The following is a 15,361-nucleotide window of genomic DNA, read 5'->3' on the forward strand; positions in this document are numbered from 1 at the left end:
CCGCCCCCGGGCCACCCCCCCCCCCACCCCCGCGCACCGCCCCCCCCCCCCCGGGGCCCGCCCCGCGCCGGCACCCCACCCCACCCGTCCCCACCACCCCCACGAAAGGCACCGTCCGGACATGGCGCATCTCGTCCTCGTGGAATCCACCCCCACGGCCGGCCTCGACGTGGTCCGCGTCGCGGAGTCGGTCGGCCACCAGGTCACCTTCATGGCGCACGACGTGCGGCCCTATCTGGTCTCCAGCGGCGCCGACGAGGCGATCAGGTCGGCCGCCCGCGTCAGGGCCGGCGTCCGCACCACCGACGAGGACGCGATCCTCGACGCCCTGCGGGAACTGCACGCCGAGGTCCCGGTCGACGGCGTGCTCACCCTCAGCGACGCGCACCTGCTGCCCACGACCCGCGCGGCCACCCGCTTCGGGATCGCCGCCGAGGACCCCGAGGCCGTGGCGCGGCTGCGCGACAAGCACCTCATGCGCCGGGCCCTGCGCGACGCGAAGGTGCCGCAGCCGCACTTCGCCCCCGCCCGCACCCCCGACGAGGCGGTGGCCGCGGCCGGGACGATCGGCACCCCCGTCGTCGTCAAACCCGCCGACGGCTTCAGCTCCATCCACGTCGGCGTGGCCAGGACACCGCAGGAGGTCCGCACGCTGGCCGAGGCGATCGTCTCCAGCCGCGGCTACGGCCGCGGATTCGTCAGCAGCGGCCTGATCCTGGTGGAGCGTTACGTCCCCGGCCCCCTCCTCAGCTGCGAGGTCGCGACCGTACGGGGACAGCACCTGGTGTACGGGTGCGTCGACCGCCACCACGCCGAGGGCACCTCCACCGTGGAGATGGGCGGCTGCTTCCCCGCCGACCTCCCGCCCTCCGTCACCGAGGAGGTCGCCCGCGTCTGCACCGCCGCCCTCGACGCCCTCGGACTGCGCCGCTCCTTCTCCCACACCGAACTGGTCCTCGGCCCCGAAGGACCACGGATCATCGAGGTCAACGGACGTCTCATCGGCGGACTCGTGCCCGCCATGATGAACGGGGTGCTGGCCCGCCCCGTCCACCAGGATCTGATCGAGGTGGCCCTCGGCGGCCTCCCGCCCGCGCCCGTCACCACCGGGACCGGCTGCATCAGGTCCATCACCGCCCCCTGTGCCGGCCGGCTGCGCGGCATCGACGTCGAGGAGGCACGGGCCGTGGACGGCGTGCGCGCCGTCGTCCTGCAGACCACGGACGGACAACGCGTACGCCCGCCGAGGGACAACCGGGACCGCCTCGGCTTCATCATCAGCGCCGCCGCCGACGCGCGGGCCGCCCGCCACGCGGCCGACACCGCACACGCCCGGGTGCGCGTGCTCGTCGAACCGGAGACGGACACACCGACCCTGGAGCAGCACTCATGACCCGTGACACCGACACCGACTACGGCGACGTGCTGTACGCGGCGTTCGCGCAGCGGTACAGGGACGGCCAGGACTCGTGGAGCACCGAGTCCGCCATGCGGGAACTCGTCCCCATGCTGCTGCCGCGACTGGCCCCCGGCAGCAGGGTCCTCGACATCGGCGCCGGACGCGGCCCCGACACCGTCGCCCTGCTCACCGCGGGACACCGGGTGACCGCCACCGACCTGGTCCGGCTGCCCGACTGGGACGCCCTCGGGACCCGCTGGCAGGACCGGGTGACCTTCTTCCTGGGGGACATCACCCTGCTGCCCGCGGAGGAGAAGTTCCACGCCGCCGTCGACAACGGGGTGCTCCACCACCAGGACGCGGAACGCTACGACGAGTACCTCGCCGCCGTGCGCGGGCACCTGCACCCGGGCGGCCTGCTCGCGATCAGCCTCTTCACCACGGCACGGGAGAACCCGGAGGGCCGCCTCAACCGGGCCGACGACGGCAGGCTCTCCCGCTGGTTCACCGAACCCGAGGCGCGGGCCCTGCTCACGGAAGCCGGTTTCGCGCCGCTCGCCGTGCGCCGGGTGCGCCGCCGATTGGAGGGTCTGGCCTACCTCCTTGTCATCGCCACCACGGCAACACGACGGAGCACATCTGCATGACGGTGAAACCGACACCCGCGAAGAGCCCGCAGGACGGAGCCCCAGGACAGCGGAGAGCGGGCGCGTTCGCGGCCCTGCGCGTACGCGACTACCGCTACTTCTTCTTCGGGCAGCTCGTCTCCAACACGGGCACGTGGGTCCAGTTCGTGGCGCAGGACTGGCTCGTCCTCCAGCTGACCGGCCGCGCCCTGAACGTCGGCATCACCTCGGCCCTCCAGTTCCTGCCCATCCTGGTCCTCGGCCTGTTCGGCGGTGCCCTGGCCGACCGCTACCCCAGGCGGCTGCTGCTGATGGCAGCCCAGACCGTCCTCGGCCTGTGCGCCGCGCTCCTCGCCGTCGCCACCCTCACCGGGCACGTCACGCTCGGGTTCGTCTTCGGCCTGGCCCTGGTCTCGGGAGCCGTCAACGCCGTCTCCAACCCGGCCCTCCAGTCCTTCGTCGCGGACGTCGTCGGCCCCGAGCACCTGGGCAACGCCATCAGCCTCGGGGCCCTCAACTTCCAGAGCGCCCGCCTCGTCGGGCCGGCCGTCTCGGGCGTGCTCATCTCTGCCGTCGGCACCGGCTGGGCGTTCGCGGTGAACGCGGCGTCGTACGCCGTCGTCGTCGCCTCCCTGCTGGCGGTGCGGCAGTCGGCGCAGAAACCGAAACCGAGGACCAAGGGACAGGTCAGGGAGGGGCTGCGCTACGTGCGCCGGCGCGGTGAACTGCTGCGCCCCATCACCCTGGTGGGATTCGTCTGCACCTTCGGCTACAACTTCCCGACCATCTTCTCCGGCTTCGCGAGCGGCACCTTCCACGTGGCGGCGGGACGGTACGCGCTGATGACCACGGCGCTGGGAGTCGGGGCCGTGGCCGGAGCCCTGCTGACGGCCCGGCGAGGCCGTGACGGCGGGAACACGCCGCCCCGGGTCCTGCTGTACGCCGCGGGCGGGTTCGCCGGTGCGGAACTCGTCGCCGCCCTCGCCCCGGGCTACGCGTCCTTCGTGGCCGTCATGGTCCTGGTCGGCGGGCTCAGCATCGTCTTCAACACCACCGCCAACACCACCGTGCAGATGGCCACCGATCCCGCGATGCGGGGACGCGTGATGGGCCTCTACTCTCTGGTGTACTCCGGCGGCACCACCGTCGGAGCGCCGCTGCTGGGCTGGGCGATGGACGCGTGGGGGGCACGTGCCTCCCTGGCGTGCTGCGCGGGTCTCGCCGCCGCGGGCACCCTGGTCGTGGCCACCGCGCTCCGCGGCGACCGCGGGCCCGACACGGCGGACACGGGCTCGTAAGGTCGTCCCGGTCGTCCCGGTCGTCCGGGCCGGCCCCAGGAGCCCGGCCCGGCCCGTCCTTCCGTCCCGCCCCCGTGTCCCGATCCCGAGGTGTGTACGTGTCCCAGTCGCCCGACCCCCACTTCCCCGTCCGGCTGCCCCTGTTGACCTGGGGCCGCCCCGATGCCGACCGTTCGCTGCTGCTGCTCCACGGCCTCAGCTCCACGGGCGGCACCTGGTGGCGGATCGCCTCCGCCCTCGCCGCCGAGGGCTGGCTCGTGACGGCCCCCGACCTGCGCGGCCACGGCCGGGCTCCGCGCACCCTGAACTACGACCTGGAGGGGTACCGCAACGACGTCCTGGCCCTGCGGCCCGAGACGCACGACGGCGGCTGGGACATGGTGGTGGGGCACTCCCTGGGCGGCGCGGTCACCGTCCACGCCGCGGCGGCGGACCCGGGATGGACCCGTGCGGTCCTGCTGGTCGACCCCGTCCTCAACCTCGCCGAGTCGGCGCGCGACGACGTGATCCGGGAGATCCGGGCGTCGATCCGGCGGACCGAGCCCCGTGACTTCATGACCGGTGAGCACCCCTGGCACCAGGAGGACGCCTGGCAGCGCGTCCTCGCCAACCGGGCCGTCAGCGACCACGTCGTCGAGAGCACCCTGCGGGCCAACGTCCCCTGGGCCCTCGGCGACCTCGTGCGGTCCCTCGACGTCCCCGTGCGCATCCTCGGCGCCGACCCCGCCCGCGAGGACCCCGCCTGCGCCGCCGCCGACGCGGCGCCGCTGACGGACGTCCCGACCGTCTCCTTCACGGTCGTCGACGGCGCGGGCCACTCGATCCACCGCGACGACCCCGACCGGGTCGTGACCGAGATGAGGGACCTCCACGACCGGGCCGGGGACGGCCGGCCCGGAACACGATGAGCGACGCGGCGGCGCCGCCGGCGTCACGCGCCTGAGGAGTCCTGCGGGAAGCCGGGCCCCGGTACGACCTCGACGTCGGCCGGGGCCACGGTGTGTCCGGCGTTGCAGTGCAGCTCCGCGTGCACGGCGGCCCCGCAGTCGGCGTGCCGCAGCCGGACCGCGCCGCCGTCCGGCGCCAGATGGCGGTCGCCCCACTGCATCAGCGCGAAGTACACGGTCATGAGCTGGTTCCCGCGGTCGGTCAGCGCGTAGCGCTCCCGCGCCCGCCGGCCCGGCTCCTGGTAGGGGACCTTGGTGAGCAGACCGGCGGCGACCATGTCGCGCAGCCGCGCGGCCGCGGTGGGCTCACTGAGCTGCGCCTGGTGTGCCAGGTCCTGGAAGTGGGTGGTTCCGTAGAAGACCTCGCGCAGCAGGAACCACGTGGACTGGTTGGACACGACCCCCAGGGCGAGTCGGCCCGAGCACGGGACGTCGAACCAGGTCTCGCGGTCGACGAGGGAGTCTCGCAGCGGGGTGGACATGGCTCGACTATAGCTTCGCGGCCGGGCTGACTTAAGGGAGCTTATGTCCAGAGAAGGACTGACTTGAAAGTCCACGACTGTGGACTTAGCCTGTCCGTCATGCCTATCAACCTGCGCAACCTCGGTTCCGACGGTCTGACGGTGGGCGCCGTCGGCTACGGCGCGATGAGCTTCGGCCGCCCCTACGGGCAGAGCGAGGAGCACACCACCGGCGCGGACTCCCTCATCGAGCGTGCGATCGACCTCGGTGTCACCCTGATCGACACCGCGGACATCTACCGCGACAGCGAGGAGGTGATCGGCAAGGCGCTCGGCCGACGCCGGGACGAGGTGCGGATCGCCACCAAGTTCGGCATCGTCCGCGGTCTCGGCCCCGATGCCCCGCCGGTCATCAACGGCCGCCCCGAGTACGTCCGCGAGCGCATCGAGCGGTCCCTCTCCCGGCTGGGCACCGACCACGTCGACCTCTACTACCAGCACCGTGTCGACCCGGACGTGCCGATCGAGGAGACCGTCGGCGCCATGGCCGAGCTGGTCCGCGAGGGCAAGGTGCTCCACCTGGGCCTGAGCGAGGCCGCCCCCGACACGATCCGCCGCGCCCACGCCGTGCACCCGATCAGCGCGGTGCAGACCGAGTGGTCGCTGTGGTCCCGGGACATCGAGGCCGAGGTGTTCCCGCTCTGCCGCGAACTCGGCATCGGCCTCGTGCCGTACAGCCCGCTCGGCCGGGGCATGCTGACCGGGCGCATCACCTCCCGCGACGACCTGCCGGCCGACGACTACCGCCGCAGGATGCCCCGGTTCGCGCAGGAGGCGTTCGACGCCAACCTCGCCGCCGTCGAGACGGTGCGGGAGATCGCCGCCGCGCACGCCGCCGCCCCCGGCCAGGTCGCCCTCGCGTGGCTGCTGGCCAAGTCGCCCTCCGTCGTGCCCATCCCCGGCACCCTGCACGTGTCCCGGCTGGAGGAGAACACCGGCGCCGCCGCGCTCACCCTCACGGCCGAGGAGATCACCCGCCTCGACGCGCTGCCCGTCAGCGGCGAGCGGGAGAGCGAGCTGGGCCACAACTGGTCCTACGGCGTCACGCCGCCGCGGAGCTGAACCGCCGCACCGGCGCCCGAACCGACCCCCCTCACCCCCTGACCCACCCCTTTTTTTTCCTGTTTTCCTCCGGAGGAACGATGACCACCCTCGGCTTCATCGGCAGCGGCCTCATGGCCCGAGAGATCGCACGGCTCGCGGTGGCGGCCGGCGTCGAGGTCGTCCTGTCCAACCGGCGCGGCCCCGAGTCGCTGGCCGACCTCGTCGCCGAACTGGGCCCCCTGGCCTCGGCTGCGGACACGGCCGGCGCGGCGAAGGCGGACGTCGTCGTGCTCGCCGCGCCGCTCGGGAACCTGCCCGACCTCGACCCGGCCCTGTTCCAGGGCAAGCCGGTGCTGGACATCACGAACTACTACCCGCACCGGGACGGCAGGATCGCCGAACTGGACTCCGGCTCGGTCACCATCGCCCAGTACGTGCAGGGCCTGCTGCCGGACGCCCGGACGGTGCGGGTCTTCAGCAACATCTCGTACCACCACATCCCCCGGCTCGCCCGCCCGGCGGGCGCGTCCGACCGCAGCGCCCTGCCGCTGGCCGGCGACGACCCGGAGACGAGGGCGACCCTGGCCGCCCTCACCGACCGGCTGGGCTACGACACGGTGGACACGGGCGATCTGACCGGCTCCTGGCGCTTCGAGCCGAACACGATCGCCTATCTCACCCCGTACGCCTCCCCGGAGCTGAAGTCCCTGGCCGACCTCCGCACCACCCCCGCGGCGCCGCTCCCCGCCAAGACCCTGACCGCACTCCTGGCCGCAGCGGAGCGCACGGACCAGGCGGCCCGCGAGTTCTGACCCCGCCGGGACGTCCGGTCCACCGCGGGACGGTCAGAACTCGATGACGAACCGGCCCCTTACCCCGCCCGCCTCGATCCGGCGGTGGGTCTCGGGAGCCTCCTCGGGGGTGAAGCGCCCGGCGACACGCGGGGTCAGGGCGCCGTCCTCGGCGAGCCGGCGCAGCAGGTCGAGCTTGTCGCGCCGCCCGTCGTACTCGTGGACGTAGGCCGCCACCAGCTTCACCCCCCGCTCCCTGGCGGCCCTCTCGAACTCCTCCTGGTCCGCCACCGTGCGCACGAAGGCGAGCGCACCGCCCGCGCGGACCGCGTCGAGCACGGGAACACCGAGGAGGGCGGCGTCGAGCACCGCGTCCACACCGTCGGGAACACGGGCGCGCACCCGTGCGGCGAAGTCCAGGCCCCGGGGGAGCACATCGTCCGCCCCCAGCGCGGCGACCAGTTCCGTGTCGCGCGGCGCGGCGTCGGCCAGGACCCGGAGGCCCGCCGCCTTGGCGAGCTGCACGGCGTAACCGCCGACCGCGCCCGCCGCGCCCGTCACGGCGAGGGTGCCGCCGGGCGGCAGGGCGAGCCCGTCGAGGCCGTGCAGCGCGGTGAGGCCGTTCATGGGCAGGGTGGCCGCCTCCGCGTGATCGGTGCCCTTCGGCGCCGGGACCACCCAGGACTCGGGCAGGACGACCCACTGCGCGTAGCCGCCGCCGGCCGGCCGGGTCGGGTTGACCATGGCCATCACCCGGTCCCCGACCGCCGGACCGGTGGTCGTCCCGGGACCGACCTCGTCGATCGTTCCGGCGACGTCCAGACCGGGAACGAGCGATTCCGCGCCGCTCAGCCGGGCCAGGGAGGCACCCGTCCTGATCAGGGTGTCGACCGGGTTGACGGCCGCGGCACGCACCCGTATCCGCACCTCGCCGGGGCCGGCGTGCGGGGCCGGGCGCTCGACGACCCGCAACACCTCGGGACCGCCGTAGCGCAGGAGCCCTACCGCCTTCATCACTTCACCGCTCATCTCACCGCTCATCTCACCGCTCGCCTATGTTGGTCGACTGTTCCAGAATCAAGCCTAGCCCTATCTGGAACGAGTGACAAAGTATGGCGGTCGTGTTGGTTTTTGTTTCTTCCCTTGCCCTTCTGGTGACTTGGCCCCTATCTTCCAAGGCGTTGAACAGATCGGATGTCCAGCACGGTTCTCAGGAAGGGACGCCATGGGATCCACACATCCGAGGTCCACCCGAACGCACCGCCCCTCCACGGCCTTCGCCTCGGCCGTCGCAGCGTGCGGACTTGTGATGCTCTGCGTCACGGCTCCCGCCGACGCCGCGGAGAGGGATGCGGGGCAGGGGCAGGAGGCTTCAATGATCGGATCTATGCCGAGTGTGGCACCGGCGGACCACAGCAGACGCACGGTCGTCGAGGTCACGGACTTCGGCGCGGACCCCACCGGACGGTCGGACTCCGCGGCCGCCGTCGCCGCCGCCGTGGCCCACGCGAAGAAGCTCCACCGGCCCACCACGATCCACTTCGCGCCCGGCACCTACCAGATGTATCCCGAGCACACGCCGAAGCGGGAGCTGTACGTCAGCAACACCCTCGGCACCGACCAGTCGCTCAAGACCAAGAACATCGGCATCCTCATCGAGGACATGCACGACGTCGTGGTCGACGGCGGAGGCGCGACGATCCTCGACCACGGGTTCCAGACCGTGTTCGCCGCGATCCGCTCCACCGACGTACGGTTCACGAACTTCGCGCAGGACTGGGTCGCCCCCAAGACCGTCGACATCACGGTCTCCGAGACCGGTGTCACGGCCGGCCGCGCCTACCGCGTCATCACCGTGCCCCCGACCTACCACTACGCCGTGGAGGGCACGTCCGTACGGTGGTCCGGCGAACGGAGCCCGGTGACCGGCCGGCCGTACTGGACGGGGGTGAACTCCTTCAACTACGCCCAGGTGCACGATCCCTCGACCGACAGGACCTGGCGCACGGACAACCCGGTCTTCGAGAACGTCGCCCGGATCACCGACCTGGGACGGCACCGGCTGAGGATCGACTACACCGACGCCACCCCGCCCGCCGACCACGGTTACGTCTACGCCATGCGCGAGACCACCCGGGACACCCCGGCCGCCCTGTTCTGGGAGTCGAGCGGTGTCACCGTCGACCACCTGAACCTCGGCTACCTGCACGGCTTCGGCCTCGTCGGCCAGTTCAGCGAGGACATCACCATCGACTCGGTCGCCTTCCGGACCGACCGCAGCACCGGACGCGTCACGTCGAGCTTCGCCGACCACATCCAGATGTCCGGCGTCAAGGGCACCGTGCGCATCACCAACTGCCTCTTCGACAACCCGCAGGACGACCCGATCAACGTCCACGGCACCTACCTCAAGGTGACCGCCGCGGACGCCGGGAGCAGGCGGCTGAGCCTGCGGTACATGCACAACGAGACGGCGGGCTTCCCGCAGTACCACCCCGGTGACCGGATCGAACTCGTCGACACCCGCACCATGCTGGCGGTGCCCGGCGCGACGGCCACCGTCGTCGCGGTGGACGGACCGACCGGGACGAGCGTGCCCGCCGGGGCCGATCCGGACACCTATCTGCGGAACATGACCGTGACGGTCGACCGCCCCCTGCCCGACGCGGTCCTCGCCGCCCCCGGCGACTACGCTGCGGAGAACACCACCTACACCCCGTCCGTGGAGATCAGGGGGAACACCTTCCGGGCCGTGCCGACCCGGGGCATCCTCGTCACCACCCGCAGGCCCGTGCGCATCGAGGACAACCACTTCGACGGCATGAGCATGTCGAGCATCTACATCTCGGACGACGCGCGCTCCTGGTTCGAGTCCGGCCCGGTGCGGGACGTCGTCGTCCGCGGCAACGTCTTCGATCGCCCGGCCGGCCCGGTCATCTCCTTCGACCCCACCAACCAGCAGTTCGTCCCCGGACAGCCCGTGCACCGCAACGTCCTCGTCGAGGACAACGACTTCAACATGATCTCCGGCACGGTGCTCTCCGGGCGCGGTGTCGGCGACCTCACCTTCCGCGGCAACCGCATCCGGCACTACGGCGGCCTGCATCTGTCGGGCCCCGACCGGCCGCTGTACGTCGGGAGCACCGCCGCCCTCACCACGGACGCGCCGCCCCCGACCAGCACCGCGCCGCTGTTCACGTTCGACGGCGCCGACGACGTCACCCTCACGGGCAACACGTACGACAAGGGCTTCAACCAGCGGGTCGACACCGCCGACATGCCCGCGTCGGAGGTCACCGTCACCGGCGACGACCTGGTCCTCGGCGCCGACCACCTCACACGTACGCCCGTGACGGTGACGTACCGCAGCTCGGACCCCTCCGTGGTGACGGTCGACGAGCACGGGACGGTCACCGGCGTGGGTGTCGGGCGGGCCGCCGTCACGGCCACGGCGACCGTCGGCCACCAGCGGCTGCGCTCGGCCCCGGTGACGCTCACCGTGGGCCCGGCCACCGCCCCGTCCGTCCGCTGAACCCACCGCCCGCCGCCCGCACGGCCGGGGGACGGCGGGCGACGGGCCTCAACGGCCCCCCGACGGCCGGGACATGGCGGACGGCACCCCGCGGTGACGGTCCCGCGCCGGCCGGTCGACGGCGGACCGGCTCAGCGTGAGCGGTCGTTGCCGGCCGTGCGGGACGCGTCGGACGTGGCAGATGTGCCGGAGGTGTCGGATGTGTCGGACGTGTCCCGGTCGTGGCTCGCTGCGAGTGAACCGAGCAGGGCGAGCGCCGTCGCGGAACCGGTGCCCGGCTCCGCGTGATGGATGACGAGGAGCAGCCCGTCGGACCCGGTGACGGCGAGCTTCTCGCGGCGCAGCCGGACCTCGCCGACCTGCGGATGGCGCAGCCGGGTGACCGCGCCCTCCCAACGGCGCACGTCGTGGCGGGCCCACAGCAGGCGGAAGCGCTCGCTCTTCAGCGACAGCTCGCCGACGAGCTGGGTCAGTCTCGGGTCGTCCGTCTCCCCGCCGATCGCGGCGCGCAACTGCGCGACCACACCGGCCGTGCCCTGCTCCCAGTCCATGTGCAGCTCGGGGGCCAGGGGGTCCGTGAACAGGGCGCGCAGACGGTTCACGCCCGGCGCCATGTGCGGGGACAGGGCGACGGCCAGCCGGTTGGCGGCCAGCACGTCCATGCAGCGGTTCTGCACGAACGCGGGCACGGTGAGCGTGTCGAGCAGCATCAGGATGCCGTCCGGTACCCGCTCCGGCCGGGGGAGGGGCGGCCGGCGGCGCGACTTGGGGCGGGCGAGCTCCACGAGGTGGGCGGCGCTGTCCGCGTCCAGGCGCAGCACCTCGGCGAGGGCGTCGAGGACCTGGACCGACGGATTGCGGTCGCGCCCGCGTTCGAGGCGGAGGTAGTAGTCGGCGCTGATGCCCGCGAGCATCGCCACCTCCTCGCGGCGCAGCCCCGGCACCCGCCGCAGGCCCGAGGCGGGCAGCCCCACCTCCTCGGGCCTGACGAGTTCACGCCGGGCCCGCAGGAACGCGCCGAGGGGATTGTGGCCGTCTGCTGTGTCCATGCTCCGACGGTACGTCGTCGTCCCGCCGGGTGAGGGGGCCCTGTCACTACCCGGAACACGGGGACTCTGGCTGACCGCCCGGCGCGGCGCGACGCTCGGTGACGAGCCCCGGAACGGCCGGGGCGACTCGACGAACGCTCGGCGCGAGGAGCACGACATGACACGGCGCACATGGTTCATCACCGGTGTGAACAGCGGTTTCGGCCGCCGGATGACCGAACAGCTGCTGGAGCGCGGTGACCGGGTCGCCGGCACGGTCCGCCGTCCCGGTTCCGTCGACGACCTGGTGGCCACGTACGGCGACGCGTTCTGGACGGCCCGGCTGGACGTCACCGACACCCCGGCCGTGAAGGAGGTCGTGGACCGCGCGTTCACCGAACTCGGCCGCATCGACGTGATCGTGAACAACGCGGGCTACGGCCTGTTCGGCGCGGCCGAGGAGGTCACCGACGAGCAGATCACCCGGATCGTCGACACCAACCTCCTCGGCTCGATCCATGTGGTCCGGGCCGCGCTGCCGCACCTGCGGGCGCAGGGCGGCGGCCGGATCGTCCAGCTCTCCACCTACGGCGGCCAGGCCACCAACCCCGGCGCCTGCATGTACCACGCGACCAAGTGGGGCATCGAGGGCTTCATGGAGTCCACCGCCAGGGACGTCGCCCCGTTCGGCATCGACGTCACCATCGTGGAACCCGGCGGCGCCCGCACCGAGTTCCGCTACGGCAGCCTGACCATGGCCACCCCCATGGCCGAGTACGACGACACCCCGGCCGCGATGACCCGCGGCGCCCAGGACCGCAGCCGCCCCTCCCTCGGCGACCCGGCCCTGATGGCCACCCGCATCATCGACAGCGTCGACGTGACCCCTGCCCCGCGCCGCCTGGTCCTGGGCAGCGACTCCTACCGCTTCCTCCAGGGCGCCCTCGCCGAGCGCCTGGCGGAGGTCGAGTCCCAGCGCGACACGGCACCCCTCACCGACATCGGCTGACCCGCCGCACGGCCGTGCGCGAGACGCCGGCTCACCCGGGGACCGGGGCGCCCGGTGGACGTGCCATGAAGACGTCTACCGGGTCCTCGGACTCCACGGCGAACCCGTGGCGTTCGTAGAGCCGACGGGCGGCGCTGCCCCGCAGGACGTTCAGGCCGACGGCCGTACCCTGCGCGTCGGCCCTGTCGAGGAGCGTGCGCAGCACGGCCGTTCCCAGCCCCCGGCCCTGCTGCTCGGGCGCCAGGTAGAAGTGCTCCAGCCACTGCCGGCCCCCGGCGGGCCGCACCGTGACACATCCCGCGAACTCTCCGGCGACCACGACGACCGACGTGTGCTCGGGGGAGAAGGAGTCCCGCAGCCGCTGTCGCACCCGGTGCTCGTCGTAGCGCCCGAGGCGTTCCAGATCCGCGCGCAGGACCGTCGCCCGCAGCTCCGCGATCGTCTCGACGTCGGCGGCCACCGCGGGGCGCAGCGCCCAGTCGGCGGTCCGTGCCGGTGCGGGACTCCGGGCCCAGTCCGGGGTCCAGGTCGTCGTGGGGGAAGCGGACGGGCGGTGGGCGCGGAGGTGGTCGCGGAGCGCCGCGAGGGCGGGGTGGGGGTTGGCGCGGTGGTGGAGCAGGGAGTGCGGGTAGACCGGGGTCGGGTCGTGCAGGGGGACGCGCCGCAGACCCTGGTCGGCCGGCCACACCAGATGGGTCCGCTCGCCGACGAGGGTCGTGAGCGAGGGCGACGCGGCGACGGTGTCCAGCAGGGGCTCCGTGCCGAAGTCGGGCCCCGTGATCTCGATGGTGAGGGAGAACGCGGCGGCGAGGTCGGCGTAGTAGGCGGCCCACTCGGTTCCGGGGACCAGGCCCGGCATCCAGATCCGGTGCCCGGCGAGGTCGGCGGGCCGGACCGAACGGGCGGCGGCCAACTCGTGCCGCGGCCCGACGAGCACCTGCACCGGCTCGTCGTGGACCCGGACGGCCTCGATGTCGTCCGGGAGCCGGCTGCCGGGCATGGTCACCGCGCGGAAGGACGCGTCGATCGTGCCCGACCGCAGCGCCTCGACGGCCGCGTCCACGTCGAAGAGCGTCACGACGTCGAGCTCCACGCCGGGGTGCGCGAGGCGGAAGTCCCGCAGCAGGGTGGCCGGGGCCAGCCGCCGCCCGATCACGTCGACCCGCAGCGCGCGCCGCCCGGGACGTACGGAGGCGACCGCCCGCTCGGCGGCCCGCAGCAGGTCCCGGGCGTGCGGCAGGAACGCCTGTCCGTCGACGGTTAGCCGTACCCCTCGCGGGGTCCGGGTGAACAGCCGCACCCCGAGGGCCTTCTCCAGCGTGGCGACACGCTTGGACACGGCCTGCTGGGTGACCGACAGCTCGGCGGCCGCGTCCTGGAAGCGGCCCGCGTCCGCGGCGGCCACGAAGGTGCGCACAGCGTCAAGATCCACGGCCCCCACCGTATCGGCACAACGAACGGTTGTGCTTTCCTGGCCGACCGGTTGTTTGATCCCGGCGCCCGAGACTCGCTTGGATGCCGGAGGTCGGAGAAGTGGTGGTCCGGGATCGGTGAGGGGCACGGTGGACATGCCGGGGAGACGGGCGCTGGGGAGGCGCTTCGAGCGGCTGTGGGCCGCGTACGCGGTCAGCTCGTACGGCACGTGGCTGGGCTTCGGCGCGTTCCCCCTCATCGCGATCTCCGTCCTGCACTCCGGTCCGACCCAGGTCGCGGCCCTGTCCGCCGCGGGCCGGGCCGTGGGCGCGGTGGTCGCGGTGCCGCTCGGCCCGTGGGTGGAGTTCCACCGCAAGCGGCCGGTCATGGTGGCGATGGACCTGATCCGCTTCGCCGCGCTGCTCAGCGTGCCCGCCGCCTTCGCGCTCGGCCTGCTGAGCTTCGTCCAGCTCCTCGTCGTCTCCGTGGTCGTCGCCGCGGCCAACATCGCCTTCACCGCGGCCACCGGCGCCTATCTGAAGGCGCTGCTGCCCCCGGAGGACCTGCTCGTCGCGAACAGCCGCCTGGAGTCCACGACCTGGACCTCCACGGTGCTCGGACCACCGCTCGGCGGCGCCGTGATCGGGCTGTTCGGCCCGGTGACGACCGTGGTGGCCGACGCGATCAGCTATCTGCTCTCGGCCCTGGGCATCCGTTCCATCGGCGGCACCGAACCGCAGCCCGGCCGGACCGGCACCACACGGCTGCGGGCGGGCGATCTGCTCGAAGGGTGGCGTCACATCCTCAGCAGCCCCGCCCTGCGCCCGCTGTTCTTCAACGTGATCGCGGTCAACGGCCTCATCATGGCCTCCGAACCGCTGCTCGCCGTTCTCCTCCTGGGCCGCCTCGGGTTCGCGCCCTGGCAGTACGGCCTGGTGTTCGCGGTCCCCTGCGTCGGCGGCATCGTCGGCTCCCGCCTCGCCCGCCGGCTCGTGGCGCGCCACGGGCGGCGCCGGGTGCTGCGCACCGCCGGGATGCTGCGCGCCTGCTGGCCCGTCTGGCTGGCGTTCGTCCGCCCCGGTGTCCCCGGGATGGCCCTCGTCATCGCCGTCCAGCTCGGACTGCTGCTCTGCATCGGCGTGTTCAACCCCGTCCTGGCCACCTACCGCCTCGACCACACCGACCCCGGGTGCGTCGCCCGCACCCTGTCCGCGTGGTCGGTCAGCACGAGCACCGGCATCGCGGTCCTGACCGCCCTGTGGGGTCTGCTCGCCGCCGCCACCGGCCCCCGCACCGCCATCGCCGCGGCCGGAGTCCTCCTCCTGGCGACCCCGCTGCTCCTGCCCCGCCGTGAACGCGAGCGCCCCCACGACCCGGAGCCCGCCCCCGCCGGCCGGCCGCGCGGCGAGGACGGCGGGGACAGTGCCCGGGCGGAGCGGGAACCCGGCCCGGCCTGAGGGGTACGGACCGGGCCGCCCGCCGAGGGCGGGAGGGTCAGTGCGGCGACAGGCAATGTTCGCCCGTCAAGGAGCGGCGTCCGGTGCGTTCTGTCGGCGTGCCGGCCGGAAGTCGTCGTACTGGGCGTACTCGGGCTTTCGGCCGGTGCGGCGAGAGGGCGTGCCGGGCGGCGCGACGGGGCGAACATTGCCTGTCGCGGCACTAGGGCGTGTTTCGAAAGTAGCGCCGTCCGCCCGGAGGGCGGGGCCCGCGGCGTCTGGTGCGTGCAATCGCAAGGCGGAGGATCGCCCTCGTA

General features: G+C 73.0%; 13 protein-coding genes and 1 pseudogene. 9 read left to right on the forward strand and 5 right to left on the reverse strand.

Annotated elements, in window-relative coordinates:
• Positions 1–121: 121 nt before the first annotated feature.
• From AB0F77_RS42265 to AB0F77_RS42280, 4 genes are all read left to right on the forward strand, one after another.
• Complete coding sequence (locus tag AB0F77_RS42265) at positions 122–1,393, forward strand: ATP-grasp domain-containing protein (protein WP_361959861.1); 1,272 nt, start codon at positions 122–124, stop codon at positions 1,391–1,393.
• Entirely contained in the window at positions 1,390–2,046 is a 657-nt protein-coding gene (locus AB0F77_RS42270) for a class I SAM-dependent methyltransferase (protein ID WP_361959864.1), read from the forward strand. Before AB0F77_RS42265 ends, AB0F77_RS42270 begins: the two co-directional genes overlap by 4 nt.
• Positions 2,043–3,323: an MFS transporter gene (locus tag AB0F77_RS42275; RefSeq protein WP_361959867.1), complete on the forward strand. Its 1,281-nt coding sequence runs from the start codon at positions 2,043–2,045 to the stop codon at positions 3,321–3,323. Before AB0F77_RS42270 ends, AB0F77_RS42275 begins: the two co-directional genes overlap by 4 nt.
• Before the next feature lie 98 nt (positions 3,324–3,421).
• A complete protein-coding gene (locus AB0F77_RS42280; RefSeq protein WP_361959870.1) occupies positions 3,422–4,231 on the forward strand; it encodes an alpha/beta hydrolase in 810 nt (269 codons plus the stop codon).
• Between the two features lie 23 nt (positions 4,232–4,254).
• Here the strand turns inward: AB0F77_RS42280 and AB0F77_RS42285 are convergent, their stop codons facing one another.
• Positions 4,255–4,752, reverse strand: a complete 498-nt coding sequence (locus AB0F77_RS42285) for a helix-turn-helix domain-containing protein (protein ID WP_361959873.1) — start codon at positions 4,750–4,752, stop codon at positions 4,255–4,257.
• Between the two features lie 99 nt (positions 4,753–4,851).
• Between AB0F77_RS42285 and AB0F77_RS42290 the strand changes: the two genes are divergently transcribed.
• Together AB0F77_RS42290 and AB0F77_RS42295 are read left to right on the forward strand one after the other, a co-directional pair.
• A complete protein-coding gene (locus AB0F77_RS42290; protein WP_361959876.1) occupies positions 4,852–5,853 on the forward strand; it encodes an aldo/keto reductase in 1,002 nt (333 codons plus the stop codon).
• Between the two features lie 80 nt (positions 5,854–5,933).
• Complete coding sequence (locus AB0F77_RS42295; protein ID WP_361959879.1) at positions 5,934–6,647, forward strand: NAD(P)-binding domain-containing protein; 714 nt, start codon at positions 5,934–5,936, stop codon at positions 6,645–6,647.
• A gap of 33 nt (positions 6,648–6,680) precedes the next feature.
• On the opposite strand, the gene AB0F77_RS42300 is transcribed toward AB0F77_RS42295, so the two are convergent.
• Positions 6,681–7,640, reverse strand: a complete 960-nt coding sequence (locus AB0F77_RS42300; RefSeq protein WP_361959894.1) for an NADP-dependent oxidoreductase — start codon at positions 7,638–7,640, stop codon at positions 6,681–6,683.
• 373 nt (positions 7,641–8,013) lie between these two features.
• Between AB0F77_RS42300 and AB0F77_RS42305 the strand changes: the two genes are divergently transcribed.
• Positions 8,014–10,158, forward strand: a complete 2,145-nt coding sequence (locus tag AB0F77_RS42305) for a glycosyl hydrolase family 28-related protein (RefSeq protein ID WP_361959882.1) — start codon at positions 8,014–8,016, stop codon at positions 10,156–10,158.
• A gap of 131 nt (positions 10,159–10,289) precedes the next feature.
• Here AB0F77_RS42305 and AB0F77_RS42310 read toward each other — a convergent pair whose 3' ends face one another.
• Positions 10,290–11,207 carry a helix-turn-helix transcriptional regulator gene (locus AB0F77_RS42310; protein WP_361959885.1) on the reverse strand — a complete coding sequence of 306 codons (918 nt, stop codon included), beginning with the start codon at positions 11,205–11,207 and terminating at the stop codon, positions 10,290–10,292.
• 157 nt (positions 11,208–11,364) lie between these two features.
• Here AB0F77_RS42310 and AB0F77_RS42315 point away from each other — a divergent pair, with 157 nt between their 5' ends.
• On the forward strand, positions 11,365–12,195 hold the full coding sequence (locus AB0F77_RS42315) for an SDR family oxidoreductase (protein WP_361959888.1): 831 nt from the start codon (positions 11,365–11,367) through the stop codon (positions 12,193–12,195).
• 31 nt (positions 12,196–12,226) lie between these two features.
• Here AB0F77_RS42315 and AB0F77_RS42320 read toward each other — a convergent pair whose 3' ends face one another.
• Together AB0F77_RS42320 and AB0F77_RS42325 are read right to left on the reverse strand one after the other, a co-directional pair.
• Positions 12,227–12,655 (reverse strand): GNAT family N-acetyltransferase, encoded by a 429-nt coding sequence (locus AB0F77_RS42320; RefSeq protein ID WP_361959897.1) that lies wholly within the window; start codon positions 12,653–12,655, stop codon positions 12,227–12,229.
• Positions 12,656–12,745: 90 nt separating this feature from the next.
• Positions 12,746–13,627, reverse strand: a pseudogene (locus tag AB0F77_RS42325) (LysR family transcriptional regulator); the annotation flags it as partial.
• Between the two features lie 136 nt (positions 13,628–13,763).
• On the opposite strand from AB0F77_RS42325, the gene AB0F77_RS42330 reads away from it, so the two are divergent.
• Positions 13,764–15,065 (forward strand): MFS transporter, encoded by a 1,302-nt coding sequence (locus AB0F77_RS42330; RefSeq protein ID WP_361959891.1) that lies wholly within the window; start codon positions 13,764–13,766, stop codon positions 15,063–15,065.
• The last annotated feature ends 296 nt before the right edge of the window (positions 15,066–15,361 follow it).

This window comes from Streptomyces sp. NPDC026672, from assembly GCF_040638185.1.
GTDB lineage: Bacteria > Actinomycetota > Actinomycetes > Streptomycetales > Streptomycetaceae > Streptomyces.

What these genes read in the sequence shown, in the direction of transcription:
- AB0F77_RS42300 (WP_361959894.1), bottom strand. Translation starts at nt 7,640, where the DNA reads ATGAAGGCGGTAGGGCTCCTGCGCTACGGCGGTCCCGAGGTGTTGCGG.
- AB0F77_RS42315 (WP_361959888.1), top strand. Translation starts at nt 11,365, where the DNA reads ATGACACGGCGCACATGGTTCATCACCGGTGTGAACAGCGGTTTCGGC.
- AB0F77_RS42270 (WP_361959864.1), top strand. Translation starts at nt 1,390, where the DNA reads ATGACCCGTGACACCGACACCGACTACGGCGACGTGCTGTACGCGGCG.
- AB0F77_RS42265 (WP_361959861.1), top strand. Translation starts at nt 122, where the DNA reads ATGGCGCATCTCGTCCTCGTGGAATCCACCCCCACGGCCGGCCTCGAC.
- AB0F77_RS42275 (WP_361959867.1), top strand. Translation starts at nt 2,043, where the DNA reads ATGACGGTGAAACCGACACCCGCGAAGAGCCCGCAGGACGGAGCCCCA.
- AB0F77_RS42285 (WP_361959873.1), bottom strand. Translation starts at nt 4,752, where the DNA reads ATGTCCACCCCGCTGCGAGACTCCCTCGTCGACCGCGAGACCTGGTTC.
- AB0F77_RS42330 (WP_361959891.1), top strand. Translation starts at nt 13,764, where the DNA reads ATGCCGGGGAGACGGGCGCTGGGGAGGCGCTTCGAGCGGCTGTGGGCC.
- AB0F77_RS42305 (WP_361959882.1), top strand. Translation starts at nt 8,014, where the DNA reads ATGCCGAGTGTGGCACCGGCGGACCACAGCAGACGCACGGTCGTCGAG.
- AB0F77_RS42290 (WP_361959876.1), top strand. Translation starts at nt 4,852, where the DNA reads ATGCCTATCAACCTGCGCAACCTCGGTTCCGACGGTCTGACGGTGGGC.
- AB0F77_RS42310 (WP_361959885.1), bottom strand. Translation starts at nt 11,207, where the DNA reads ATGGACACAGCAGACGGCCACAATCCCCTCGGCGCGTTCCTGCGGGCC.
- AB0F77_RS42295 (WP_361959879.1), top strand. Translation starts at nt 5,934, where the DNA reads ATGACCACCCTCGGCTTCATCGGCAGCGGCCTCATGGCCCGAGAGATC.